Genomic DNA, 22,958 nt, shown 5'->3' on the forward strand with positions numbered 1-22,958 from the left:
CTTTGGCCGGCATTTGGAATCGCTGTGGATCGCTTGCCGATGTAACGGATGCCACCGCTTCAGTGGCTGCAGCCTGGTGCGATCGCATCGCTTCTGCGAGCAACGCCGCACCCGGCAACGCAAGGCCCACGCGCGCAGACGCGATCCGTCGAACGGTCGCGCTACAACCAGCCTTTCTGCCGCGCCAGGCGATAGGCTTCGATGCGATTGGCCACGCCCAGTTTGCCGATGCATTCGGACAAGTAATTGCGCACCGTGCCGTGCGAGAGCTGCAACTGTTGGGCGATCTCGCTGGCGGAGCGGCCTTCGCCGGCCAGCCGCAGCACGGTCCGTTCGCGTTCGCTCAAGGGGTCTGCTTCCACCCACGCATCGATGGCCAGCTGCGGGTCGATCACTCGCCCGCCGCGATGCACCTGCCGCAACGCATCGACCAATTGTTCGGCGGGCGCATCCTTGAGCAGATACCCGGCCACGCCGGCATCCAGCGCACGGCGCAAAAATCCCGGACGCGCGAACGTGGTGACGATCATGACCCGTACCGGCAGCGCCTGCCGCTGGATCCGCTGCGCCAGTTCCAGCCCGGTCAGGCCGGGCATCTCGATATCGGTGACCAGCACGTCCGGCTGCAGGCGCTGCAGCTCGCGCCATGCGCTTTCGCCATCGCCGGCGCTGCCGACCACCGCGATATCGTCCTCCAGCCCGAGCAAGGCCACCAGCGCGCCACGCAGCAAGGCTTGGTCTTCCGCCAACAACACCCGGATCATCGGTCGCGCTCGCATGCATGCAACGGTTGCGCACGATAACAGCGCCGACGCATGCCGTGCACTTGGCAGCGCAAGCAGGGCGCGTTAAAGCGACTGCGGCATCACCGGCGGCGACGGCGTTGCGGCAACGACCGCAGGCCGCGGCAACGGCAGACTGGCGCGCAATCGCATGCCGCGCGGCAAGGCCTGCACATCCAACGCGCCACCCAGGCTGTGCAGGCGTGCGCGCATGCCGTCCAGGCCGTTGCCAGGCACGATCACGCCACCGCGGCCGTCATCGGTGATCTCCAGCACCGCCTGCTCGCCGTGCGCGTGCAGCTGCACACGCACGCGTTTTGCCTGGGCGTGGCGCTGCACATTGGTGGCCGCCTCGCGCACGACCAACGCAAGCGCGGTTTCGTGCTCGGGCGGCAACGCCAGTGGCTCCAGTTGTTGCTCCAGCGCAATGCCGTCCAGGTCCAGCAGCACGCGCGCCGATGCCAGTTCGGCAACCAGGCCGGCAGCACGGATGCCGGTGACCGCGCGTCGTACCTGCGCCAGCGCCTCGCGCGAGACCTGCGCCACCGCATCGATCTCGTTGCGTGCGGCCTGCGGGTCGCGCTCGATCAGGCGCGCGGCCAGATCGGATTTGAGCGCCACCAGCGACAAGGTGTGGCCAAGCAGATCGTGCAGGTCGCGGCCGATGCGCTCGCGTTCGGCGGTGGCCGCCAGCCGACGGACTTCGTCCTGCGACAGGCGCAGCAACGCGTCCTTGCGTTCGTTGATGCTGTACACCGCGCCCACGGCGGCCATGCCCAGCACCGTCACCGGCATCCACACCAGCGCCTGCATGCTCAACCCGAGCCAGCGCGCCCAGCTCAGGTACAAGGCGTTCATCAGCAGCAACATCGCAAAGTGCCGCCACAACGCATGCCGCGTGGAGGGGCGCAAGGTCAGGCAGGCGAAGACGAAATAGCTGAGCCCCGCCGAGTACACCGGCAGCAAGGCAGCACTCAGCGCCGCCATCGCCCAGGCGTAGCGGTACAAGGTGACGGGCGGCGCCAGCAACATGCGTGCGTAGAGCAGCACAAACACCGGATAAGACGCCAGCGTGCACAACAGCCAGGTGCTGTCGTAGCCACGCGCAGAAAACGCCGGCACCACGAACACCCAGGCCGACCAAAACAGGTGCACGCTATCCATCCACGGCGATTGCCCCTGCGCCAGCCGCGCGGCAACCTGCGAACTGGCGGCGGGACGAAGCCATGCGGGAAACCGGAGGCGCATCAGCGAAGATCCGTGTGGGTGAGCGGATTCTGCCACTGCCGGGCCCGTCTGCGTGCGGCTGCGCGCAGGACGACAGGGGTGAGCGGCCTCATGCATGCTGCTGGTAACTGCTGCGATGCGATCGCCCACCGAGGCTGCAATTCGCCTGCGCAGGCGCAAGCCAGACACGCGCGGTTCGCATATGCAAGGAAAGCATGCCGGTCACGGGTTGCCGAGGAGCCTCCAGCATGGCCGCCCGCAGCATTGGCGCACTAGTCGCCGATGTCATGATTTGCAGATGACAGCTGTCACTGGTGAGCGCGCCGCGCTGACCGCATGCTGCGCACCATCTGGCGGTGGCATCGGCGCATCGACCGTTCGTCGCCCCAGCGCAGTTGGTGACTTCCGGCAGCTTGCGGCGTCGCCCGCAGACCGTCACATTTCGCGCAGCCTTCCGTCCTGGTCATCGATGAACACTTCCGCCGATCTGCTCAAGCAACTCCGCATCGACCGCCAGCGCTCCGCCACGCCGCCGCCCGCCCGCCGTACCGGCTGGATCCTCGCCGCAGTGATCGTCGTCATCGTATTGGCCGCCGCCGCGTGGTGGTTCACGCGCCGCCCGATGGTGAAGGTGCAGACCGCGCCGGTGGTGGCGATCAGCGCCGGCAGCAGCAGCGCATCGGTGCTGGACGCCTCCGGCTATGTGGTGGCACGACGCATGGCAACCGTGTCGGCGCAGGTCACCGGCAAGGTGCGCGAGGTGATGATCGAGGAAGGCATGCGCGTCGAACAAGGCCAGGTGATGGCCACGCTCGACCCGCTCGATGCCGATGCGCAGCGTAGTTTGTCGGCCTCGCAGTTGTCGGCCGCACGCAGCCAGGTCGACAACATGCAGGCGCAACTGGCGGTGGCCAATGCCGATGCCACGCGCCTGCAATCGTTGGTGGGTGCGCAGCTGGTGTCGCGTTCGCAATACGACCAGGCCATTGCGCAGCGCGATGCCTTGCGCGCGCAGCTGCAGAACGCCCAGCGCAACGTGCAGGTCGCCTCCGACCAGCTGGCCATTGCCGGTATCCGCTCGGACTTCAATGTGGTGCGCGCGCCGTTTGCCGGCGTGGTGACGGCCAAAGCAGCGCAGCCTGGCGAAATCGTCTCGCCGTTGTCGGCCGGTGGCGGCTTCACCCGCACCGGTATCGGCACCATCGTGGACATGGAATCGCTGGAAATCGAGGTGGAAGTGGGTGAGTCCTACATCGGCCGCGTGCAACCCAAGATGCCGGTGGAAGCGGTGCTCAATGCCTACCCGGAGTGGAAGATTCCAGGCGAGGTCATCGCCATCATCCCCACCGCAGACCGCGGCAAGGCCACGGTGAAAGTGCGCGTGGCGCTCAAGGTCAAGGACCCGCGCATCGTGCCGGAAATGGGTGTGCGGGTCAGCTTTCTGGAGCAGGCCAAACCGCAGCAGGCAGCCAGGCCGCAAGGCGTGCGCATCCCGGCCACCGCACTGGTGGAGCGCGACACGCGCACGGTCGCGTTCGTGGTCGGCGAGCACAACACCGTCAGCGCGCATGCCGTCACCACCGGGATGGTGATGGGCGAAGACAGGCAGGTGCTCTCCGGCCTGGCCGCGGGCGACAGCGTGGTACTGGATCCGCCGCAAGCCTTGAAGGATGGCGACAAGGTGACCGAAGCAGAGCCGAACGCGACCGAGTAACGCACACCCAAAGACAGCGCACGCAGCAACCGCTCAACGGGCACGGAAAAGGGCGTTGATGGAAACGGCAGCGGTGCAGGCGCCTGCGCCGCGCGGCGACAGACGCCGTTGAAATCCAGTCACGCGGTGGCGACTGTGTGCTTACGCATCTGCGGTTGCGATGTTCGTCAACATTTTCAGCCAATGTCGCCGCACGCACGTTTCAGGCATCGGCAACGTGCGCCGTACATGGGTCGTCACAGCAGTCGATGCCTTGCCTGCACCCGCCACATCGCTTCATCGCATTTCAGCTCGCCGTGTTACTGCAGTGCCGCATCACATCCGCAGTCGCTCTGCGCACTGCTTCATCTCTTCCATCGCACCGCCAGGAGTTGCCATGTCCGCTCTCGTCAGTTTGCGCAACATCACCAAGACCTACCAACGCGGGCCCGAGCAGGTGCAGGTGCTGCACGGCATCGATCTGGAAATCGCCAGCGGCGACTTCGTTGCGTTGATGGGCCCGTCCGGGTCGGGCAAGACCACCTTGCTCAACCTGATCGGCGGGCTGGACAACCCCAGCGGGGGTGAGATCGAGATCGAAGGCGAGCGCATCGACCGCATGAGCGGCGGTCAGCTGGCGACCTGGCGCAGTCACCACGTCGGTTTCGTGTTCCAATTTTACAACCTGATGCCGATGCTCACCGCGCAGAAGAACGTGGAGCTGCCGTTGCTGCTCACCTCGCTCAATGCCGCTCAACGCAAGCGCAATGCCGAGATCGCATTGACCCTGGTCGGCCTGCAGGAGCGCCGCAACCACAAGCCCAGCGAATTGTCTGGCGGACAGCAGCAACGCGTGGCGATTGCGCGCGCAATCGTCTCTGATCCCACCTTCCTGATCTGCGACGAGCCCACCGGCGATCTGGACCGCCACAACGCCGAAGAAATCCTGCGCCTGCTGCAGGAGCTCAACCGCGAACACGGCAAGACCATCGTGATGGTCACCCACGACCCCAAGGCCGCCGAATACGCCACCCACACCATCCATCTGGACAAGGGCGAGCTGGCCGACGCGCCGCTTGCACTGTAAGGGAGCGCTGCCATGAAGTATCTCTCGCTGGTATGGGCGCAATTGTTCCGCAGCAAGACCCGCACCTTGCTGACCTTGCTCTCGGTGGTCGCGGCGTTTTTATTGTTCGGCATGCTCGATTCGGTGCGCGTGGCCTTCACCTCCGGCGGCAGCGTCAGCGGCGTGGACCGGCTGGTGGTGGCATCGCGCCTGTCGATCACCCAATCGTTGCCGATCACTCTGGAAAACCAGATCCGCAGCGTGCCGGGCGTGCGCGATGTGACCTCGGCAATGTGGTTCGGCGGCATCTACCGCGACCCGAAGAACTTCTTCCCGAATTTTTCGGTGGCGCCCAATTTCTTCGATGTCTACAGCGAATATCAGTTGCCCAAGGATCAGCTCAAGGCCTTCCAGAGCACACGCACCGGCGCGATCGTTGGTGAAAGCCTGGCCAAGGAAAATGGCTGGAAGATCGGCGACACCATCCCGCTGCAGGCCACCATCTTTCCGCGCGGCGGCAGCAACGACTGGCCGCTGCAACTGGTCGGCATCTTCCGCATGAAAGACCGCACGGTGGCCGCCAACCAGGAACGCCAGTTGATGATGAACTGGAAGTACTTCGACGAGTCCAACGACTACATCAAAAGCAGGGTGAGTTGGTACACGGTGACGCTGCGCAATGCCGACCAGGCATCGCGCGTGGCGCAGGCCATCGATGCGTTGTCGGCCAACTCCGACCATGAAACCAAGTCGCAGACCGAGTCGGCGTTCCAGCAGGCCTTCGTCAAACAGTTCGCCGATATCGGCCTGATCGTCACCTCGATCATGGCCGCGGTGTTTTTCACCTTGCTGTTGCTGACCGGCAACACCATGGCGCAGGCCGTGCGCGAGCGGATTCCGGAGCTGGCCACGCTCAAGACGCTGGGCTTTCAGGACCGCACCGTGCTGAGCCTGGTGATGGTGGAGTCGATGTTGCTGATCGGCCTGGGCGGTTTGATCGGCATGGGGCTGGCGGCGCTGGTGATCCCGGCGGTCGCCGCGCGCAGCGGTGGCCTGATGCCGACCCAGAGCGTGCCGCTGCAGACTTGGTTGGTCGCGGTCGGGCTGATGGCCGGTATCGGCATCGTGGTGGGTGTGCTGCCGGCATTACGCGCGCAGCGCTTGAAGATCGTCGATGCACTCGCCGGCCGCTGACAGGAGCATGCACATGCAACGCAAATGGAAAGATCGTGGGGTCAACGCGCTGTCGGTCGTGCTGCTGGCAATCGGGCTGGCTGCCTGGATCGCACTGCCGTGGTTGGTGCTGCTGCCGATCGGTGGATTGCTGGCGGTGTGGCTGGTGGCCACACGCAGCGGGCGGCTCTCGCTGGCTGCCGCACGCATCGGCATCGCCACGTTGCCGCAGCGCTGGGGGTCCAGCTCGGTGATCGTGGTCGGCATCGCCGGCGTGGTCGGCGTGCTGGTGGCGATGCTGGCGATGGGCCAAGGCTTCCAGGCCACGCTCAACAGCACCGGCGACGAGACCACCGCGATCGTCCTGCGCGGCGGTTCGCAGGCGGAGACCAACTCGGTGATCACCCGCGACCTGGTGCCGCTGATCGGCAGCCTGCCCGGCATCACCGCCGATGCCAACGGCCGCCCGATGCTGTCGCCGGAACTCTCGCAAGTGGTGAACATCGCCTCCCGCTCCGACGGCACCGACGTCAACGCGCAACTGCGTGGCGTGGGCGAACAGGCCTGGGCCGTGCATGACAAGGTCAAGATCGTGCAAGGCCGCCGCTTCAACACCGGTCTGCGCGAAATGGTGGTGGGCAAGGGCGCGTTGAACCAGTTCCGCGGACTGGAGCTGGGCAAGACACTCACGCTTGGCAGCCAGCAATGGACCGTGGTGGGCGTGTTCGCCTCCGGCGATGCGCACGATTCGGAGCTGTGGACCGACGCGCAGACGCTGGCCACCACCTACAACCGCAGCGCCTATCAGTCGATCAGCGTGCGCACCAACGGCAAGGCAGGCTTCAGCGCGTTCAAGACCGCCATGGCCGCCGATCCGCGGCTCAAGCTGGATGTGGAAACCACCCGCGCCTACTACGGCAAGCAGGGCGGCGGCTTGAACAAGTTGATCAACATCCTGGGCACGGTGATCGGGGCGATCATGGCAGTGGGCGCGGTATTCGGCGCGCTCAACACGATGTATGCGGCGGTGGCCACGCGCGCGCGCGAGATCGCCACCATGCGTGCGATCGGCTTCCGTGGCACGCCGGTGATCATGGCGCTGATGCTGGAAACCATGCTGCTGGCACTGCTGGGCGGGCTGCTGGGCGGGGCGATCGCCTGGGCGGTGTTCAACGGCTACACCGTCTCCACGCTGGGCAGCAACTTCAGCCAGGTGGTATTCCAGTTCAAGGTCTCGCCGGAGCTGCTGTGGAGCGGGCTGAAATGGGCGCTGGGCATCGGCCTGGTGGGCGGGCTGTTTCCCGCGCTGCGTGCCGCGCGTCTGCCGATTACCACGGCGTTGCGTGAGGTGTAGGCGGGGTTGGCCCGCCGCGAATCGGGAATCGGGAATGGTGACAGCCGCGGCAGACCCGCGGCGGCGGCGGCGGCTGCGGCTGCGGCTGCGGCTGAACGTATTGCAGGCTGTCATGGTTCTGTCACCGCAGTGCGGTAGATGCGCGGGCCGGGCAGGCCGTAGCCTGCTCGGCCGTTTGCTCCAACGATCGATTGCCATGACGCGCCTGCTTGTGCTGGTCTGCGCCTGCCTGTGGCTGGCCGGCTGCTCCTCTTCTTCGACCTCGCTCAGCGAGCGCCTGGTTGCGCCCGGTGGCACCTCGCCGCTGCTGGACGAAGAACGCATCGCCGCCACCATCGCCACGGCGCCCAACCGTAGCGGGCATGTGGTGACGCGCGATGGCGTGCCGATCTTCTGGCGCGCGATCGACCCCGGCCAGTACGCCATGCACTATCGCTACAGGGGGCAGCGCACCGACCCGGCGCATGCGCTGGATGTGGATTTCAGTTTCAAGGCACCGACTGCCAAGCCGCCGGCGCCGCGCGGCACGGTGGTGCTGCTGCACGGCTGGATGATGGATGGCGACTCACTGCTGCCCTGGTCGCTGCAGCTTGCGCAGGCCGGCTACCGCGTGGTCACCATCGACCTGCGCAACCATGGCCATTCCGGCGGCGGGCCGTCCGGCTACGGCACGCGCGAGTCCGACGACGTCATCGATGTGCTCGACGCCCTGCAGCCGCGCGGCGAAATCCGCGGGCCGCTGTATCTGTTCGGCATTTCCTACGGTGCCGCCACCGCGCTGTTTACGGCCGACAAACTCGGCCCGCGCGTGACCGGCGTGGTGGCGATGGAGTCCTTCGCCAATGCCGGGCGCGGCATCCGCGACATGGTGCCGCACCTGCTCGCCAGCCAGCCGCACGGGTGGCGTGGACGGGCGGTGGCGGCGTATGCACGCTGGCGCTATGCCGACCAGAATATCGACGCGGTGATTGCAGCGGCCGACACCCAGCTCAAGCTGGACCTGGACCGTGTCGATGTCGCGCACGCCCTGGCCGACACGCGCAGCTGCGTGCTGCTGTTGCACGGCGATGCCGATCAGCACATTCCGGTGGCGCATGGCCGTGCATTGGCCGTGGCCAGCGCGCGGGCGCATTACCTCGAACTGCCTGGCGAAAACCATTTGAGCCTGCCACTACGGCTGGACTTGCTCGGCGGGCCCGTCGATCAATGGCTGGCGCAGGTGCAACAAGACCCCAGCCATTGTCCTGCACCGCAGGCGCTGCCCGCGTCCACGCTGGCAGTGGCCAGCCCGTTGGCGCCGCCGCGCAGTTGAGCGCGGCAATCGCGCACGCTGACGCGAAGCAATCGCCCCGATGAATGCCACACGCACTGCGTGCGGTGGGCTGCTGATTCAGCGCGTCACCACCGGCTGCCGCGCACGCACCACGCTGTCGCCGACAAACACCAGCAAACCCACCCAGATCGCGGCGAAGCCGATCGCGCGTCCCTGATCGAACGGCTCGTGGAAGAACCACACGCCCAGCAGCAACTGCAGGCTCGGCGCGATGTATTGCAGGATGCCCACCAACGACAGCGGAATGCGCCGCACACCGTAGGCGAAACCGATCAACGGCAGGGCCGTCACCACGCCACCGAAGATCAGCATCGCATCGGTCCGCAGGCTCCAGCCGCTCAGGAACGCGCCACCATGGCCCTGCTCGCCCCACGCCGCCAGCAGCAGGGCCGGCACGAACAGGTACACGCTTTCCACGCCCAGCCCGGCCACCGCATCCACCGCCACCAATTTGCGCAGCAGCCCGTAAATACCGAAAGACACCGCCAGCCCCAAGGCAATCCACGGCGGCGCGCCGGCATCGATGGTCAGCCACAGCACGCCCGCTGCGGCGCAGGCCACCGCTACCCACTGGATGCGGCGCAGGCGCTCTTTCAACACCAGCACGCCCAGCAAGACGCTCAGCAGCGGGTTGATGAAGTACCCCAGGCTGGCTTCGATCACATGCCCGGCGTTGATCGCCCAGATGTACAGGCCCCAATTGAACGCGATCGCCACGCTGCTGCCGGCCAGCATGCGCAGCGCGCGGGGCTGCGCGGCGATGCTGCGCCACCAGCGCAGGCCCGAGCTCGCCAGCAGCCAGGCCACCACCAGCACCGTGCTCCACACGATGCGGTGGGCGATGATCTGCAGCGACGGCACCGCCTTGAGCAGATGCCAGTACACCGGCACCAGCCCCCACAGCACGAAGGTGGAGGCGGTGATCAACAATCCGCGGCGCGCTTCCTGCGACGACACCGCGCTCATCGCCGCGCCTTGGCGAAGGTGACCACCAGCACGCCGGCCAGGATCACCGCCATCGCACCGATGTCCTGCGCGCTGAAGCGCTCGTGGCCGAGCCAGGCGCCCAGGCTGACCGCAATCACCGGGTTGACGTAGGCGTAGCTACCGGCGAGCGCAGGGCGCACGTGATGCAGCAGCCACACGTAAGCGGTAAACGCCACGATCGAGCCGAACACGCACAGGTACGCCACCGCCAGCAGTCCTTGCGGACTCGGCCACACCTGCGGGCGCTCGCCGATCAGCAGGCCGGTACTGACCAGCAGCACGCCGCCGCACAGCATCTGTCCGGCGGCGGTCATGAACGGCGAAGGCAGATCGCGCCCGCGCGACCACACCGAGCCGAATGCCCAGCCGATCGGTGCGATCAGCAGCAACACCAGGCCGCCCGGCGTCGCGGTCAGGCTGCTGCCGGCGTTGAGCCACACCACGCCCAGAAAGCCGATCACGATGCCCAGCCATTCGCCGCCGCCGGCATGCTGCCCGCGCAAGGCGCCAAACAAGGCCATCCACAACGGCACCGACGCCACCGCGGTGGCGGCCAGCCCGGACGACACGCTGCGCTCGGCCAGCACCACCATGCCGTTGCCGAGCAGCAGCAACGCCGCCCCCATCAGCGCCACGTTCTTCCACTGCGCACGCGTTGGCGCCGCCACGCCGCGCCAGCGCAGCACGCTGTAGAGCACGCTACCAGCAACGATGAAACGCGCGCCGGACACCATCGTCAGCGGCTGCGCGCCACCTTCCAGCGCGAATCGGATCGCCAGATAGGTCGAGCCCCACACCACGTAGACCAGCAACAAGGCGAGAACGACTAACCCGCTGCGCGCAGGCGCGGCAGCATCGTGAGAGGAAGACATCGGAACAGTGCCAGTGCAGCGGAACCTTCAATTCTAGAGCACATGCCAAAGCCCACGCCGCACCTCGGTCGCGCTATGGTGCACTTCCCACCGCATCCGAGCGTGCATATGCAGTGTCCTCTTCGCTGGCTGGCCCTGGCCGCCTTGTTTGCAACGTCCGCCACGGCATTGGCGCGCGCACCCGAGCCGTGGGAACTCAGCGGCCGCAAGCTGATCGAAGCCGGACTGGACGGATCGCTTGCGCCAGAAATCACCGCGCCAGAGCAACGCGAGTTCAAGGTGCTTGTCTCGGCCAGCCGCGCCGGCGCGTATCTGCTCGGCGTCGCCAGCGCCAGCTATCGCACCGGCTGGTGCATGCCTGCAGGCAACACCGGCTCGCCCGATCTGCAGGCGGTCATCGCCGATATCGGCGCGCTGCCCGATACACGCCAGGACCAAGCCGCACCTGACTTGATCATCCAGGCGCTGGCAAAGCGCTATCCGTGCAGCGGCGGCGACAAGAGCACGCGTGCCGGCGGCGGCAATTCAGCCAATGCCGCCAAGCCGTAGGGCACGCCTATACGCAGTCGTTCAATGCCATGGCGTTGACCACAACGCCAGCATTTGTACCGCGCGACGACAAACGTCCCGAGCAGCTGCCTGATGAGCGTGGACGGCGCGCACGCACAAGCAAGTGCATGCCACCGAGCAGCGGTTGCGTTCGCTTGGCGTAGCGCGCAGTCATTCGATACGCATGGAGAGCGTGCAGGATCCCAGGTGTACGAGCGCACATGCCGCATGGAGTCCAGCTGCGCTCTTCTGGCGATCAGCGCAGTCGTCTTGGACGCTGCTCTCAGCCCGTGATCGAGCGCGCGGCGCCCTCTCGCTCCTGCGCGCTTATTTGCGCACCGCATCGCTCTTGGCACGGATCGCCTTGAATTCAGAGCCATCCTGCCAGCTCGGCCACTGCCGGCCATTGGCCAGCGCCACGCCCACGTCGTAGACCAGCGTGGTGTCGGCGGCATGGCCGCTGGCATCCCATTGCGGGGTCCAGCGATCGCACGGCTGGTGATAGCAATCGGCGAAATACGTCTCGCGCAGTGCCTTGCCTGCCGCGACGCCGCCGTCGAGCATGTCCAGGCCGGGGCCGGCGGTGATCGCCGGCACACCCATGCGCGCGAACGCAAAATGATCGGCGCGGTAGAAGAAGCCTGCTTCCAGATTCGGGTCCGGCGAATAGCTGCGACCACGCGCCTTGGCGGCGGTTTCCAGGTCGCCTTCCAGCGACACCCGCCCACGTCCCCACGAGGCGATGTCGCGGGTCGGACCATCGGGGCTGAACATTTCCATGTTGAGCACGGCCACGGTCTTGTCCAACGGCGCCAGCGGGTGCGCGGCGTAGTAGTTGGCGCCGAGCAGGCCCTTTTCTTCGGCAGTCAAGGCAATGAAATACAACGTGCGCTGCGGCTTGGGGCCGGCTGCGAACACGCGCGCCAGTTCCAGCACGCTGGCCACGCCGGTGGCGTTGTCCACGGCGCCGCGTCGAATCGCATCGCCACTGGCATCGGCCTTGCCGATCCCGAACGCATCCCAGTGCGCGGAGAAGATCACCGTCTCATCCGGATGCTGACTGCCGGTGAGTTTGGCCACCACGTTATGCGTCACCACACGCTCGCGCTTGAGCTTGAAATCCACCGACAACGTCGCATCGCCCAGGGCCACAGGCGCGAAGTCGCGCTGCTGCGCACGTGCCTTGGCCTGTTCGAAATCCAGGCCGGCCTGCTTGAACAACGATACCGCCAGCGCACGCTGCATCCAGCCACGCACCGGCACGTGCTGCGCGCGGGCATCGGCATCGCTGCGCTCGATATCGAACAACGGCGACATGCCCGAGCTCTGCACCGTGCCCCAGCCATACGCCGCCGGCGCTGTCTCGTGCACGATCAACACCCCGGCCGCACCGCGCCGCGCCGCCTCTTCGTACTTGTAGGTCCATCGGCCGTAATAGGTCACGGCCTTGCCGTCGAATGCGCCCGGCTGCGGCGATTCGAAATCGGCATCGTTGATCAGCACCACCGCAATCTTGCCGCGCAGGTCCACGCCCTTATAGTCGTCCCATTGGCGCTCTGGCGCACTGATGCCGTAACCGACGAAGACCAGTGGCGCGTTCTTCAACGCGACCGCCTGCTGCGGACGCAGGCTTTGCAGGGTCACATCGCTGCCATTGACCAGCGCCTGGGTCTTGCCGCCGACGCGCAGGCTTGCGCGCACCGGGCCATCCACCTGCGCGCGCACCAGCGGCACGGCCTGGGTCCAGCCGCCCTGCTCGCCACCTGGCTCCAGGTCGGCCGCCTTGAACTGCTCGACCAGGTAATCGACCGTGCGCTGCTCACCGGCGCTGGCCGGCGCGCGCCCTTCGAATTCGTCCGACGCCAGCAAGCGCACGTGACGCGACAATGCCTCGGCATCGATGCCGCCGCCCGGCAGATCGTTGGCGGCCTGCGCCACACCTCCCACAAACAGGCAGGCAGACAACAGCAGGATACGCATCGGGTTCACGGTGAGGCCTTGCAACGGTAGATGACACATAGTTTACAAGCGTGCAGCCAACGCCGGAGCGCCACGATGCGAAATTGCGTTCGATCGGATGGACTGCATGCGTGGCGACGCGTGGACGATCTTCGGTTGAGCAGTAATGCACCCCATCCACGCAGCATCGCAGGACACGCCGTAAAGACGGCATGCCGCAGAAGGTCCCTCGTTCGGCGGCCAAGGTTGTACTAACCCGTACGCGCCGCACGATCCAGCCAACAGCCCAGCCCTTGCGCGTTGAGCTCGATATCTGTTGTCAGCAGTCGCTCCACGGCGGCATCGTCCAACCGACATCCATGTTGGCGTGCGCGCTCCAGATACAACGCGGTCAATGCCGCCACCATGCAGCGATGCCGGTCCGGACGCTGCGCGCAGCCCAGCGCAATGTCGGTCATCGCATGAATCTGCTCGTCCAGCGCCTGCGCCAACGGTTCTGGCGAGGTGACACGGCCGTAATGGGTCAGATACATCGCCTGCGGTGCGGCGTCCATCAGGCGCGCGATCGACTGCAGCATGGCCTCGGGTTCGAACTGCACCGGCGAAGACGTCGGCAGAATGAACGCGCCGCGCGCGCTGTCCAATTGGCGATACGACAGGCCGAAGGTGTCGCCGGTGAACCAGCTGCGGCTGCGCGCATCCCACACGCATAGATGATGGCGTGCATGTCCAGGCGTCTCGATGATGCGCAGCACGCGCTCGCCCAGCATCACGGTATGACCCTCGTCCGCCGCGACCACACGCTCGGCCGGCACCGGCTCGATGATGCCGTAGTTGCGCGCCATGTCCGCCTCGCCATACACCGCGGTGGCACCGGCAATCAGCCGCGTGGGGTCGACCAGATGCGGCGCACCGCGCGGATGCACCAGCACCTGCGCATGGGGCAAATGCCGCAATAACGCTCCTGCCCCGCCGGCATGATCCAGATGCACATGGGTCAGGATCAACCACTCCACCTGCGCTGGCGACAACCCGGCCGCCTGCACGGCGGCCAGCATCTGCGGTACCGACAGCGAGGTACCGCAATCGATCAGGGCAGCCCGCTGCGCTTGGACGACCAGATACGCCGCATCGAATTGCACGCCACCAAAGCCGGTATCGATGGTGTGGATGTTGAACTCGGCTGTCGCTGTCATTCGCACCCCGCGGCGGCTGTAAGAACTGCAGTGTAGGCCCAGGCCTGGCGTCGCTGTCGTGCATGTCGCCACAGGCACGAGCTTACGCACCGCGATCGTCCACCTCTACGCCTGCTGCGCAGCGCAGGTCACGCCTCGCGCAAGGCGTCCATCGCAGCAAGAACCACGTCGGCATCCACTTGCGCATGCACGCCCGGCAGCTGCAAATCGCTGGCCTGCGCGGCCTGTTTCAGCCGCGCGATCACCTGTCCGGCATCGCGTGGCGAAGCGAAGCCATCGCTCTGCAGCAGCAATGCACCCGCGCCATCGTTCAACTTGAAGTAGAACTGGCCATCGCTTTCACGATATTGCTTGAACACCGGCAGTGCGATCTTTTCGCTGGCCTGCACCGCCGCGGTGGCGGCCTGGCTGGACAGATCGCGCAGGCCCACCGCGTCGCGCAACTCGGCCAGCAGCGGGGTGGCGTAGCGCGCGCGCAGACGTGCACCACCGGCGCGCAGAATCGCTTCGATCCTGGCCGGCTCTGCAATCAAGCCCTCGTAGCGCGTACGCAGCGGCGCGATCTCTTGATCGATCCGCTCGAACACCTGCTGCTTGGCATCGCCCCAACCGATGCCGTCGGCAAACGCCTGCGCAAAGGCGGCAGATTCCTGCGGCGTGGCAAATGCTTGATACAGCTGAAACAACGCCGACCCCTGCGTGTCCTTCGCTTGGCCCGGGGCGCGCGAATCGGTGAGGATGGAAAACACCAGCTTGCGCAATTCCTCGCGCGGTGCGAACAGTGGAATGGTATTGCCATAGCTCTTGCTCATCTTGCGGCCATCCAGGCCCGGCAAGGTGGACACCTGCTCGTCGATCACCGCTTCGGGCAGGGTGAAAAATTCGCGCCCATAGACATGATTGAAACGCTGCGCGAAATCGCGTGCCATTTCGATGTGCTGGATCTGGTCGCGCCCGACCGGCACCTGGTGCGCGTTGAAGATCAAGATATCGGCCGCCATCAACACCGGATACATGAACAAGCCTGCGGTAACGCCGGCATCCTCGTCCTCGCCATCGGCGCGGTTCCTGTCCACCGCCGCCTTGTAGGCATGCGCGCGATTGAGGATGCCCTTGCCGGCCACGCAGGTCAGCAACCACATCAACTCGGTGGTCTCGGGCACATCGGACTGCCGGTAGAACCACACCTTGTCCGGGTCCAGGCCGCAGGCCAGCCAGGTGGCGGCGATTTCCAGTGTCGAACGCTGCGTGCGTGCCGGGTCCTGCGCCTTGATCAGGCTATGCAGATCGGCCAGGAAATAGAAGCTCTCCGCATCGGCGCCTGCACTGGCCTGGATGGCCGGGCGGATCGCACCCACGTAATTGCCCAGATGCGGGGTGCCGGAGGTGGTGATGCCGGTAAGGACACGGGTGGTCATCGACGTCATGCCAGGATGGGGTAGCCCCCAAGTTTAGCGGTTCCGCACTTTTGCCACCGCTGCAGAGGCCGGGGAGTTGGTTCGACGCTCCAACGCAGAACGGGCCGCACCAGGCGGCCCGTCGTCTGCGAGCTGCTCGCCTCAACCGGCGGCAGACTGGTGCACTGTCAGGTGTCGTCGCGCAGCGACTTTTCGAATGCGCGCACTTCCGTCTGGGCGCGGTCGCGATCCCAGCCGTAGCGTTCCTGGAGCTTGCCCTGCAGATATTCGGCATTGCCCTCGGCAACCTTGAAATCGTCGTCGGTAAGATCGCCCCACTTCGCCTGGGCCTTGCCCTTCAACTGGGTCCACTTGCCGGAAATGATGTCACTGTTCATGCGCTGACTCCGCTGGTGCGGTCGCGATTGACCGTGGCGCCAGCGTGCCCACGCGGGCGTTGGCACTGGATCAAAAGGTGTCAAACCGCCGATCACCGCACTGAACCGTTGCCCACCCCCATCGAGGGTCTTACTCGCACGCCGTGCATGTGTCGCGCCGCGCCTTCCACGTAAGCGCGCACAAAAAACGGGCCTTGCGGCCCGTCTTTTTGCATGCGGCGTCGGATTACTTACGCGCTGCGTCTTCCACCTTCTCGCCGGCGCCCTGCACGTCCTTGCCGGCACCTGCGACGGTGTTGCAACCCGCCAACATTCCCACCGACAACATCGACAGCACCAGCAGCACAATTGCACGCTTCATAACACACTCCTCATGGGTAAAGCGGCGCGTTGCCGCAGATCGATCAATTCAACAAGACCACGCGATGTGACGGATCAGCACTTACCGTCGCTGCATTTTTCGGCCGTTTTCTCGACCTTGTTGCCCGCACCCTGCATGTCCTTGCCGGCGCCGGCCACGGTGTTGCAGCCCGTCATCACGCCGGCCGAAAACAGGCCCAGCACCATCAGTGTCAGCAGTCGCTTCATCGCTCGTCCTCGTTCAATACGGTGCCAGCGCACCTGGCTTGGCGCCAAATCTGACTGCGCGGCCGTGGATTTGATGTGAACGCGTCGCGGTGCGCTCGGTACGGCATCAATCCCGCATCAGCGTCGACTTGCCGAACAGGCTTTCGACCAGATCAACCGCCAGTTCGGCGGTCGCGTTGCGGTTGTCCAGCACCGGGTTGAGTTCGACGATATCCAACGACCCCATGCGCCCGGTGTCGGCAATCATCTCCATCACCAGTTGCGCCTCGCGGTAGTTGGGGCCACCGGGCACCGTGGTGCCCACGCCCGGCGCGATGCTGGGGTCGAGGAAATCCACATCGAAACTCACGTGCAGGTGCGTATCGGCGCTCATGTCCTGCAATGCCGCTTCCATGGTGCGCTTCATCCCGGCTTCGTCGATGTAGCGCATGTCGTACACATCGATGCGGTGCTGCTTGATCAGCCGCTTCTCCTCCGGGTCCACCGAGCGGATGCCGATCTGCCGCACCTGCTCGGGCAACAACGCCGGCGCACTGCCGCTCAGGTGCGTCAGCGCCTCGGGGCCCAGCCCGCACAGGCAGGCCACCGGCATGCCGTGCACGTTGCCCGAAGGGGTCACCTCACTGGTGTTGAAATCCGAATGCGCATCCAGCCACAGCACCCGCAATGGCCTGCCCTGCTCGCGGCAGTACTTGGCCACCGCCGTGATCGAGCCGATGCCCAGGCAATGGTCGCCACCGAGCATGATCGGCATGCGCCCGGCACGCAGTTCGGCGTAGCTGGCGTCCATCAGCGCCTGGTTCCACGCCACCACTTCGTCCAGATGCCGGTAGCCGGCCTGCGGCGCCTGCCAGGGATTGCGCGGACCATCCAGATTGCCCAGATCGCGCACCTCCACGCCGCGGCCGACCAGCGCCTCCTGCAGGCCGGCGATGCGTAGCGCCTCCGGTCCCATGCGCGCACCGCGGTGGCCCGCGCCGATGTCGGTGGGGACGCCAATCAGGGAAACCGGCACGTACTGCGTTGCCATGCGTTGCTCCAGTCACGATAAGGCCGTGCAGTCTAGTTGCCCGCCCGCACAGTGACGCGCGGCAGCGCAGCACACATGTCGCCCGTACTGAACAGTGCGAGCAAACGCGAGGTTTAGATCTGCCTCCTCGCGCCGCTATCGTGACGTGCCAGGGCACTTTGTGGCGCACCGGACTTTGCCGATTCTGCCTGTCTGACCGCCCAGTTAAGCATCACGGGCGGGCGTGACAGCCTGCTCGGATCCGGGTGGTATGGTGCGCCGCCCGGCGCGGCACACCACGCACGTACGCGCTCGGGCCATCACGCAACAGGGGGAGTTTCATGCCGCACAACGCCGTCAACCAGGTCGTCAAGGCTGCCGTAGGCGAAGTCCCGCGGGCATTGCATTTCTACGATCTGCAGCGCATCGGGCACGAATTTGCGCAGACCATCGAACGTGAGCCGGGCATCCGTCTGTTGATGCTCTCCACTGCCGACGGGCGTGCCATTACCGAGCGTTCCAGCCTGGATGTGGACAGTCGCCGGCTTGCCGCGATGGCCAATTCGTTCCTGACCCTGGGCGAGACCCTGGCGCGCGAATCCAGCCTGAAAGAGGCCGATTACGCCACCATCAGCACGCGCGTCGGGCAGCTGGTGCTGATCCGCATCCGCGCCGACAAGCCGCTGACGCTCACCGCAGTGGGCAGTAGCGACATCAATGCCGCTGCGCTGTTGTTCAATGCCCGCGATTGCGCCGGCCGCCTCGCCACCGTGTTGACGCCGCCGCAAGGCTGAGCACTTGGCACTGTTCGTGCATGCCGCAAGGCACCCATTCCTCATCGTTTGTAAGGACCACACGTGTCAAAACTCAATCTGGAACACCTGCATTCGCTGGCCGGCTTCGTCGGCGCGGCGCTGGTCGATAGCGACAGCGGCATGGCGCTGGGCATGACCGGCGGTGCCGAGCTCAACCTGGAATTGGCGGCGGCCGGCAATACCGAAGTGGTGCGCGCCAAGCGCCGTATCGCCGAACAGCTCGGCCTGAACGACACCATCGAAGACATCCTGATCACGCTTGCACGCCAGTACCATTTGCTGCGCCCACTTGAAAGCAACAGCACGCTGTTCCTGTATGTGGTGCTGGACCGCGCCAAGGCCAACCTGGCCATGGCTCGCCACGAGCTCAAGGCGTTCGAAAAGACCCTCGATTTCGGTTGATGCCGACAGCGCGGTGCCAGCGCATCGCCTGATCCAGCCTGCCGGTGCTGACCGGCAGGCATCTCGTCATCCAATGCGCCGCCACCGCGCCAGCTCATGACTACACCCATCAACGCCATGCGGGTCGCCACGGCCGGCCTGGACCTGCTGCACACCACACGCCTGAAACTGGCGTGCTCGCTGCTGCTCGCCGAACGCATCGACGTGCAGTTGGGCCAATGGCCGCAGCACGCAGCCGATGTGGTGGTACTGGGCCTGGACAGCGCCGATGGCTTGGCCGCCTGGCAGGCATTGCAGGGGCAACCGGTGCGTGTGCTGGTGGTGTCGCGCACGCCCATGGCCGGCGCGTGGATCAAGCACGGCGCCACCGTGCGCGAACTCAACGAACACATGCGCCTGCTGTTGTCCTCGCCGCACGCCACCCCGGTCGCGGAGCCGGCATTGCTGCTGCGGTATTGCCGCGGCGAATTCGGTGCCGGCGCAGTGACGCTGCAGCATGCGCAGTTGCACGTGCGTGTGGACCCGAGCAATGGTTGCGTGCAGTTGCCGGCTGGCGTGGCGCTGGCGGAGGTGGTCGCCGCGCTGGACCGCTCGGGCTGGCACGTCGTGCCCGACCTTGCCGCGACCGCGTTACCCCAACGCATTTCCTTCGAAGCGCTGTTTTTCGCCCTGCCCGAGCATCTGCGCCAGGCGCTGCCGGCAGTGGAACCCGGGCATGCGCTGCAATTGCGCCAGTGGCCGGAGTTGACTGCAGAAACCAGTTCGCCAGCCCAGTTGCTGGCCATTGCCCACCTGCATGCACGCCCCTGGCGCCCGCAGGCGCTGGCCAATGCTTGCAAGCTGCCGCTGCAAACGGTGGAATGCCTGTTCGCCGCTGCACTTGCCAGCGGCCTCGCCCAGACTGCGGAGATTCCCGTGCCTGCAACGCAGCGTCGCCCAGACGGCGGAAACACGCGGTTCTTTTCCTGGGTCGCACGTCGGTTCGGCCTTTCCCTCTTCCAGGGGCAGTCATGAGTCTTCCAGCCAACAAGCTGGTGTTCGTCGGCGGCATGGGCGCCGGCAAGACCACCGCAGTGCGCTCCATCTCCGATGTGGAGCCGGTCAGCACCGAAATGCCGCTCAGCCAGGACGCGTACGGCGACAAGACCTACACCACCGTCGCGCTGGACTACAGCTCGATCGAGCTGGAAGACGGCGAACTGCTGCATGTCTACGGTGTGCCAGGCCAGAAATACCTGGATTTCATGTGGCCGCTGGTGTGCGACGGTGCGCTGGGTGTGATCGTGCTGACCAACGCACGCGACCCGCAGATGCTCACAGCCACGCTGGAGTTGTTGCGCGAGTTTTCGCAGATCGCACCCGAGGCCAGCTTGGCGGTGGGCATCACCATGACCGATGAAGTCGAGGATTTCCTGGTGCCGCCCTTTCGCGAAGCCCTGGTGGCCGAAGGCTTCCGCGTGCCGGTCATGCGCGTGGATGCGCGCTCGGCCACCCAGATCACCTTCCTGGTGAAATCGCTGCTGTCCTACCGCTACACCTCGGCGACCAGCTGATCGAAAGCGCGCCTGGCGCGGGCGCTGGGCACGGCAAGCAAGACAAGGAATCTGGTCACGACGGTGCCTGAGAGGGCGTCACGCGGGGGATGCCGCCTCTAGGGTGGCGGCGACGCGTCCGTTTTCCTTGAAGCCAAAAACACGACTCAGTCGCGATGTGCGTGTGCAGTGTGTCTGACTTGTTCAGTATGGCCCGCGGCTAGAAGCCAGGATATCGGGACATTTCCGACATCGCGCAGGACATACCGGCGATAAGAGTTAGGCAATATCCGCCACGGCGCGCCTCAGATCTTTCGGCTTCACCCCCGTCGCGTTGCCGTCGCGTATCCCACATGCTCCTGCGGCTGATTTTCGCCAGCACGGGTGTCGCGAAGATTGCATGCTCGCCATTGCTGCTGGCGGTAGGGTCCATCGCCACGATCAGATAAAGTAGCGCGATGACAATCGAACTGAAGCCCGGCGGCTTGCTGATCGCCATCGAAGGCATCGACGGCGCTGGCAAGACCACCCTCGCCCGCCGCCTGGCCGCCACCCTGGACGCCGCCGGCGCGCGCGTCGTGCTGAGCAAGGAGCCCACCAACGGCCCATGGGGCACCCAATTGCGCCAGTCCGCCGCCACCGGCCGCCTGAGTGCAGAGGAAGAAGCCGAACTGCTCATCCGCGACCGCCACGAACACGTGGACACGTTGATCGCGCCCGCGCTGGCACGCGGCGACATCGTCATCCTGGACCGCTATTTCCCGTCGATGGTGGCCTATCAGGGCGCGGCCGGTCTGCCGCTGGACGAACTCCTGGAGCGCAACGCCTTCGCGCCGCGCCCGGACGTCCTGCTGCTGCTCGACCTTCCCCCGCCCACCGGCCTGGCCCGTATCCGCGCCCGCGGCGATGCGCCCAACCACTTCGAAACCCAGGACAACCTGGAGCGCTGCCGCACGATTTTTGCCGCGCTGGAATTGCCCGGCAAACACGTGGTGGACGCCAGCGCCGATGCCGACAGCGTGCTGCGTCAGGCCCACGCCATCATCGTGGCCGCATTGGCCGACCGACTGAGCGGCGATGCAGCACATACAGACACCGGCAAGGCCGCGCTGGAACTGCTCTCGGCCGGCCGCCCGGCCTGATGCTGCACCTCGCATCGCGCGATCAACATCGCGCGATGCGCGCGACATGGTGCGAGCCACTTGAAGCGGCTACCAAAACGATGCGAGCAGCCTTCAGGCGAGCATGGGTAGCGCGCTCGGAACGGGGTGCGACGCATACGCCCGCTCACACGACGCTGAGCACGCTACCGTCTGTTGGGACAGATGGCGGCAAGCAACGCGCCATCGTGCTTGGCAATGAGTTGATGCAAATCCCACACCGCATCGCGTGCTCGGGCTGCAGCAACGTCGACCGTGATTGCCACGTCTGCATGGATCGAAGATGGTGCCGACACCCGGATTCGAACTGGGGACCTACTGCTTACAAGTCGGCACGCGGACAGCGTGCCATGATTTGAAATCGGATGGTCTGAGGCCGCTTACACTGAGGAAAAACCGCGACTTAATGAGGCTTCAGGTGCACAAACGGCATGTCTGAACACGGCACCTTGTGGTGCGAAATCGTGTCCGAGCCGTGGCCCCGTTACCTGGAGCCAACATGAAGTCGAAGATCACCCAGTCCTTCGTCGAGAGGGCAACCCGGCCCGAGCCGGGCAAGTCGGTCCTGTACGCCGACACCGAGATGAGGGGGTTTTATCTCATAGTCACCCCCACCAAGCGCAACTTCTACGTCCAGTCCCTCGTCAACGGGCGTCAACTCAGGACGAAGCTTGGCGACCATCCAGCGATGGACGCCAAGCAGGCCCGCGATGCCGCCCGGCAGACGCTGGTCGGCATGCGGGGCGGCACCAACCCGAACCAGGAGCGACGCAAGGCCCGGGCGCGAGGCATCACCCTGCGTGAGGGGTTAGATCTGCATCTGAACTCTCGGCGGCTGGCCGACAAGACCCGCAGCGGTTACGAGTACCACGTCACCTACTACCTCAAAGGCTGGCTCGACAAGCCACTGGCCGAAATCGGTGCTGATCGTCAGGGCGTGCGCGAACGTCACCGTCGGATCACCGAGAGGAGTGGCGCCACCTCGGGCGACAACACCATGCGGGTGCTGCGTTCAGTCTACAACCGTGCCCTGCGGCAGTTCCCGGACCTGCCACCCAACCCCATAGGCAACGTGGACATGAACGGGATACGCCGACGCGAGGTAGACGCCAGTCCCGAGAAGCTCAGAGCTTGGGGCAAGGCGGTGCTGTCGCTGGGCAACCCTGTTCGCCGTGACCTGCAACTTTTCATGCTGCTGTCGGGCATGCGCCGGACGGCCTCATGCGAGGCGAAGCGCGCGAACCTCGGCGAGGATTGTCTTCACGTCCCGAACCCCAAGGGCGGCAGCGCCAAGAAGTTCGACCTGCCGCTGTCGTCGGCGCTCTCCGACCTACTGGCGCACCGCGAGACGAACGCCGACGACGTGAGACGCAAGACGCCCTACCTGATGAACTTATTAAGGCCGAACAAGTCAGGAACAACGACTACTTACGGCCACGGCAGCGATGGCTCCCTCTAGAGCGAGC

General features: G+C 65.6%; 23 protein-coding genes. 12 read left to right on the forward strand and 11 right to left on the reverse strand.

Annotated elements, in window-relative coordinates; all coding sequences use genetic code 11:
- Positions 1-161: 161 nt before the first annotated feature.
- Both EO156_RS06675 and EO156_RS06680 read right to left on the reverse strand, forming a co-directional pair.
- On the reverse strand, positions 162-764 hold the full coding sequence (locus EO156_RS06675; RefSeq protein WP_003486570.1) for a response regulator transcription factor: 603 nt from the start codon (positions 762-764) through the stop codon (positions 162-164).
- Positions 765-848: 84 nt separating this feature from the next.
- Positions 849-2,030: a sensor histidine kinase gene (locus EO156_RS06680; RefSeq protein ID WP_016850767.1), complete on the reverse strand. Its 1,182-nt coding sequence runs from the start codon at positions 2,028-2,030 to the stop codon at positions 849-851.
- Between the two features lie 448 nt (positions 2,031-2,478).
- On the opposite strand from EO156_RS06680, the gene EO156_RS06685 reads away from it, so the two are divergent.
- The 5 genes from EO156_RS06685 to EO156_RS06705 all read left to right on the forward strand — a co-directional run bounded on the left by EO156_RS06685 (position 2,479) and on the right by EO156_RS06705 (position 8,607).
- On the forward strand, positions 2,479-3,723 hold the full coding sequence (locus tag EO156_RS06685; protein WP_015463700.1) for an efflux RND transporter periplasmic adaptor subunit: 1,245 nt from the start codon (positions 2,479-2,481) through the stop codon (positions 3,721-3,723).
- 376 nt (positions 3,724-4,099) lie between these two features.
- Positions 4,100-4,789 (forward strand): ABC transporter ATP-binding protein, encoded by a 690-nt coding sequence (locus EO156_RS06690; RefSeq protein ID WP_005914341.1) that lies wholly within the window; start codon positions 4,100-4,102, stop codon positions 4,787-4,789.
- A gap of 12 nt (positions 4,790-4,801) precedes the next feature.
- Positions 4,802-5,962 carry an ABC transporter permease gene (locus tag EO156_RS06695; RefSeq protein ID WP_003486581.1) on the forward strand — a complete coding sequence of 387 codons (1,161 nt, stop codon included), beginning with the start codon at positions 4,802-4,804 and terminating at the stop codon, positions 5,960-5,962.
- A gap of 7 nt (positions 5,963-5,969) precedes the next feature.
- Positions 5,970-7,295, forward strand: coding sequence for an ABC transporter permease (locus EO156_RS06700; RefSeq protein ID WP_029996403.1), 1,326 nt, complete (start codon positions 5,970-5,972; stop codon positions 7,293-7,295).
- 196 nt (positions 7,296-7,491) lie between these two features.
- Complete coding sequence (locus EO156_RS06705) at positions 7,492-8,607, forward strand: alpha/beta fold hydrolase (RefSeq protein WP_016850769.1); 1,116 nt, start codon at positions 7,492-7,494, stop codon at positions 8,605-8,607.
- A gap of 78 nt (positions 8,608-8,685) precedes the next feature.
- On the opposite strand, the gene rarD is transcribed toward EO156_RS06705, so the two are convergent.
- Positions 8,686-9,594, reverse strand: a complete 909-nt coding sequence (gene rarD, locus EO156_RS06710) for an EamA family transporter RarD (RefSeq protein ID WP_016850770.1) — start codon at positions 9,592-9,594, stop codon at positions 8,686-8,688.
- On the reverse strand, positions 9,591-10,487 hold the full coding sequence (gene yedA / locus EO156_RS06715) for a drug/metabolite exporter YedA (RefSeq protein ID WP_026007157.1): 897 nt from the start codon (positions 10,485-10,487) through the stop codon (positions 9,591-9,593). Before yedA ends, rarD begins: the two co-directional genes overlap by 4 nt.
- 75 nt (positions 10,488-10,562) lie before the next feature.
- Here yedA and EO156_RS06720 point away from each other — a divergent pair, with 75 nt between their 5' ends.
- Positions 10,563-11,036, forward strand: a complete 474-nt coding sequence (locus EO156_RS06720) for a Rap1a/Tai family immunity protein (RefSeq protein ID WP_003486590.1) — start codon at positions 10,563-10,565, stop codon at positions 11,034-11,036.
- A gap of 327 nt (positions 11,037-11,363) precedes the next feature.
- On the opposite strand, the gene EO156_RS06730 is transcribed toward EO156_RS06720, so the two are convergent.
- The 7 genes from EO156_RS06730 to rocF form a co-directional block, all read right to left on the reverse strand.
- Complete coding sequence (locus EO156_RS06730) at positions 11,364-13,055, reverse strand: M28 family metallopeptidase (RefSeq protein ID WP_016850771.1); 1,692 nt, start codon at positions 13,053-13,055, stop codon at positions 11,364-11,366.
- A gap of 191 nt (positions 13,056-13,246) precedes the next feature.
- Positions 13,247-14,191 carry an MBL fold metallo-hydrolase gene (locus tag EO156_RS06735; RefSeq protein WP_026007158.1) on the reverse strand — a complete coding sequence of 315 codons (945 nt, stop codon included), beginning with the start codon at positions 14,189-14,191 and terminating at the stop codon, positions 13,247-13,249.
- Between the two features lie 128 nt (positions 14,192-14,319).
- Complete coding sequence (locus EO156_RS06740; RefSeq protein WP_016850773.1) at positions 14,320-15,609, reverse strand: tryptophan--tRNA ligase; 1,290 nt, start codon at positions 15,607-15,609, stop codon at positions 14,320-14,322.
- Between the two features lie 167 nt (positions 15,610-15,776).
- Positions 15,777-15,986: a CsbD family protein gene (locus EO156_RS06745; RefSeq protein ID WP_003486601.1), complete on the reverse strand. Its 210-nt coding sequence runs from the start codon at positions 15,984-15,986 to the stop codon at positions 15,777-15,779.
- Positions 15,987-16,212: 226 nt separating this feature from the next.
- Complete coding sequence (locus EO156_RS06750; RefSeq protein ID WP_005914328.1) at positions 16,213-16,347, reverse strand: entericidin A/B family lipoprotein; 135 nt, start codon at positions 16,345-16,347, stop codon at positions 16,213-16,215.
- Positions 16,348-16,421: 74 nt separating this feature from the next.
- On the reverse strand, positions 16,422-16,574 hold the full coding sequence (locus EO156_RS06755) for an entericidin A/B family lipoprotein (protein WP_003486606.1): 153 nt from the start codon (positions 16,572-16,574) through the stop codon (positions 16,422-16,424).
- Positions 16,575-16,680: 106 nt separating this feature from the next.
- Positions 16,681-17,604 (reverse strand): arginase, encoded by a 924-nt coding sequence (gene rocF / locus EO156_RS06760; protein WP_003486608.1) that lies wholly within the window; start codon positions 17,602-17,604, stop codon positions 16,681-16,683.
- Between the two features lie 320 nt (positions 17,605-17,924).
- Between rocF and EO156_RS06765 the strand changes: the two genes are divergently transcribed.
- The 6 genes from EO156_RS06765 (at position 17,925) to EO156_RS06795 (ending at position 22,951) form a co-directional block, all read left to right on the forward strand.
- The gene (locus EO156_RS06765) at positions 17,925-18,377 is read left to right on the forward strand and encodes a roadblock/LC7 domain-containing protein (RefSeq protein ID WP_003486611.1); all 453 of its coding nucleotides are present in this window, start codon (positions 17,925-17,927) and stop codon (positions 18,375-18,377) included.
- Between the two features lie 63 nt (positions 18,378-18,440).
- The gene (locus EO156_RS06770; RefSeq protein WP_003486613.1) at positions 18,441-18,800 is read left to right on the forward strand and encodes a hypothetical protein; all 360 of its coding nucleotides are present in this window, start codon (positions 18,441-18,443) and stop codon (positions 18,798-18,800) included.
- Between the two features lie 96 nt (positions 18,801-18,896).
- On the forward strand, positions 18,897-19,814 hold the full coding sequence (locus EO156_RS06775; RefSeq protein ID WP_016850774.1) for a hypothetical protein: 918 nt from the start codon (positions 18,897-18,899) through the stop codon (positions 19,812-19,814).
- The gene (locus tag EO156_RS06780) at positions 19,811-20,353 is read left to right on the forward strand and encodes a GTPase (protein WP_003486615.1); all 543 of its coding nucleotides are present in this window, start codon (positions 19,811-19,813) and stop codon (positions 20,351-20,353) included. Before EO156_RS06775 ends, EO156_RS06780 begins: the two co-directional genes overlap by 4 nt.
- A gap of 437 nt (positions 20,354-20,790) precedes the next feature.
- A complete protein-coding gene (tmk, locus tag EO156_RS06790) occupies positions 20,791-21,474 on the forward strand; it encodes a dTMP kinase (protein ID WP_011052674.1) in 684 nt (227 codons plus the stop codon).
- Positions 21,475-21,991: 517 nt separating this feature from the next.
- On the forward strand, positions 21,992-22,951 hold the full coding sequence (locus EO156_RS06795; RefSeq protein ID WP_016850776.1) for an integrase arm-type DNA-binding domain-containing protein: 960 nt from the start codon (positions 21,992-21,994) through the stop codon (positions 22,949-22,951).
- Positions 22,952-22,958 lie beyond the last annotated feature (7 nt).

Origin of the sequence: Xanthomonas sp. DAR33341 (assembly GCF_003992815.1) — a bacterium.
Lineage (GTDB): Bacteria > Pseudomonadota > Gammaproteobacteria > Xanthomonadales > Xanthomonadaceae > Xanthomonas > Xanthomonas cissicola.

Excerpts from the sequence above, each read along its gene's own strand:
- EO156_RS06685 (WP_015463700.1), top strand. The coding sequence starts at position 2,479 with ATGAACACTTCCGCCGATCTGCTCAAGCAACTCCGCATCGACCGCCAG.
- yedA (WP_026007157.1), bottom strand. The coding sequence starts at position 10,487 with ATGTCTTCCTCTCACGATGCTGCCGCGCCTGCGCGCAGCGGGTTAGTC.
- EO156_RS06720 (WP_003486590.1), top strand. The coding sequence starts at position 10,563 with ATGGTGCACTTCCCACCGCATCCGAGCGTGCATATGCAGTGTCCTCTT.
- EO156_RS06745 (WP_003486601.1), bottom strand. The coding sequence starts at position 15,986 with ATGAACAGTGACATCATTTCCGGCAAGTGGACCCAGTTGAAGGGCAAG.
- rarD (WP_016850770.1), bottom strand. The coding sequence starts at position 9,594 with ATGAGCGCGGTGTCGTCGCAGGAAGCGCGCCGCGGATTGTTGATCACC.
- EO156_RS06750 (WP_005914328.1), bottom strand. The coding sequence starts at position 16,347 with ATGAAGCGTGCAATTGTGCTGCTGGTGCTGTCGATGTTGTCGGTGGGA.
- EO156_RS06735 (WP_026007158.1), bottom strand. The coding sequence starts at position 14,191 with ATGACAGCGACAGCCGAGTTCAACATCCACACCATCGATACCGGCTTT.
- EO156_RS06705 (WP_016850769.1), top strand. The coding sequence starts at position 7,492 with ATGACGCGCCTGCTTGTGCTGGTCTGCGCCTGCCTGTGGCTGGCCGGC.
- EO156_RS06795 (WP_016850776.1), top strand. The coding sequence starts at position 21,992 with ATGAAGTCGAAGATCACCCAGTCCTTCGTCGAGAGGGCAACCCGGCCC.
- rocF (WP_003486608.1), bottom strand. The coding sequence starts at position 17,604 with ATGGCAACGCAGTACGTGCCGGTTTCCCTGATTGGCGTCCCCACCGAC.
- EO156_RS06675 (WP_003486570.1), bottom strand. The coding sequence starts at position 764 with ATGATCCGGGTGTTGTTGGCGGAAGACCAAGCCTTGCTGCGTGGCGCG.
- EO156_RS06680 (WP_016850767.1), bottom strand. The coding sequence starts at position 2,030 with ATGCGCCTCCGGTTTCCCGCATGGCTTCGTCCCGCCGCCAGTTCGCAG.
- tmk (WP_011052674.1), top strand. The coding sequence starts at position 20,791 with ATGACAATCGAACTGAAGCCCGGCGGCTTGCTGATCGCCATCGAAGGC.
- EO156_RS06765 (WP_003486611.1), top strand. The coding sequence starts at position 17,925 with ATGCCGCACAACGCCGTCAACCAGGTCGTCAAGGCTGCCGTAGGCGAA.
- EO156_RS06740 (WP_016850773.1), bottom strand. The coding sequence starts at position 15,609 with ATGACCACCCGTGTCCTTACCGGCATCACCACCTCCGGCACCCCGCAT.
- EO156_RS06775 (WP_016850774.1), top strand. The coding sequence starts at position 18,897 with ATGACTACACCCATCAACGCCATGCGGGTCGCCACGGCCGGCCTGGAC.
- EO156_RS06700 (WP_029996403.1), top strand. The coding sequence starts at position 5,970 with ATGCACATGCAACGCAAATGGAAAGATCGTGGGGTCAACGCGCTGTCG.
- EO156_RS06730 (WP_016850771.1), bottom strand. The coding sequence starts at position 13,055 with ATGTGTCATCTACCGTTGCAAGGCCTCACCGTGAACCCGATGCGTATC.
- EO156_RS06690 (WP_005914341.1), top strand. The coding sequence starts at position 4,100 with ATGTCCGCTCTCGTCAGTTTGCGCAACATCACCAAGACCTACCAACGC.
- EO156_RS06755 (WP_003486606.1), bottom strand. The coding sequence starts at position 16,574 with ATGAAGCGACTGCTGACACTGATGGTGCTGGGCCTGTTTTCGGCCGGC.
- EO156_RS06695 (WP_003486581.1), top strand. The coding sequence starts at position 4,802 with ATGAAGTATCTCTCGCTGGTATGGGCGCAATTGTTCCGCAGCAAGACC.
- EO156_RS06780 (WP_003486615.1), top strand. The coding sequence starts at position 19,811 with ATGAGTCTTCCAGCCAACAAGCTGGTGTTCGTCGGCGGCATGGGCGCC.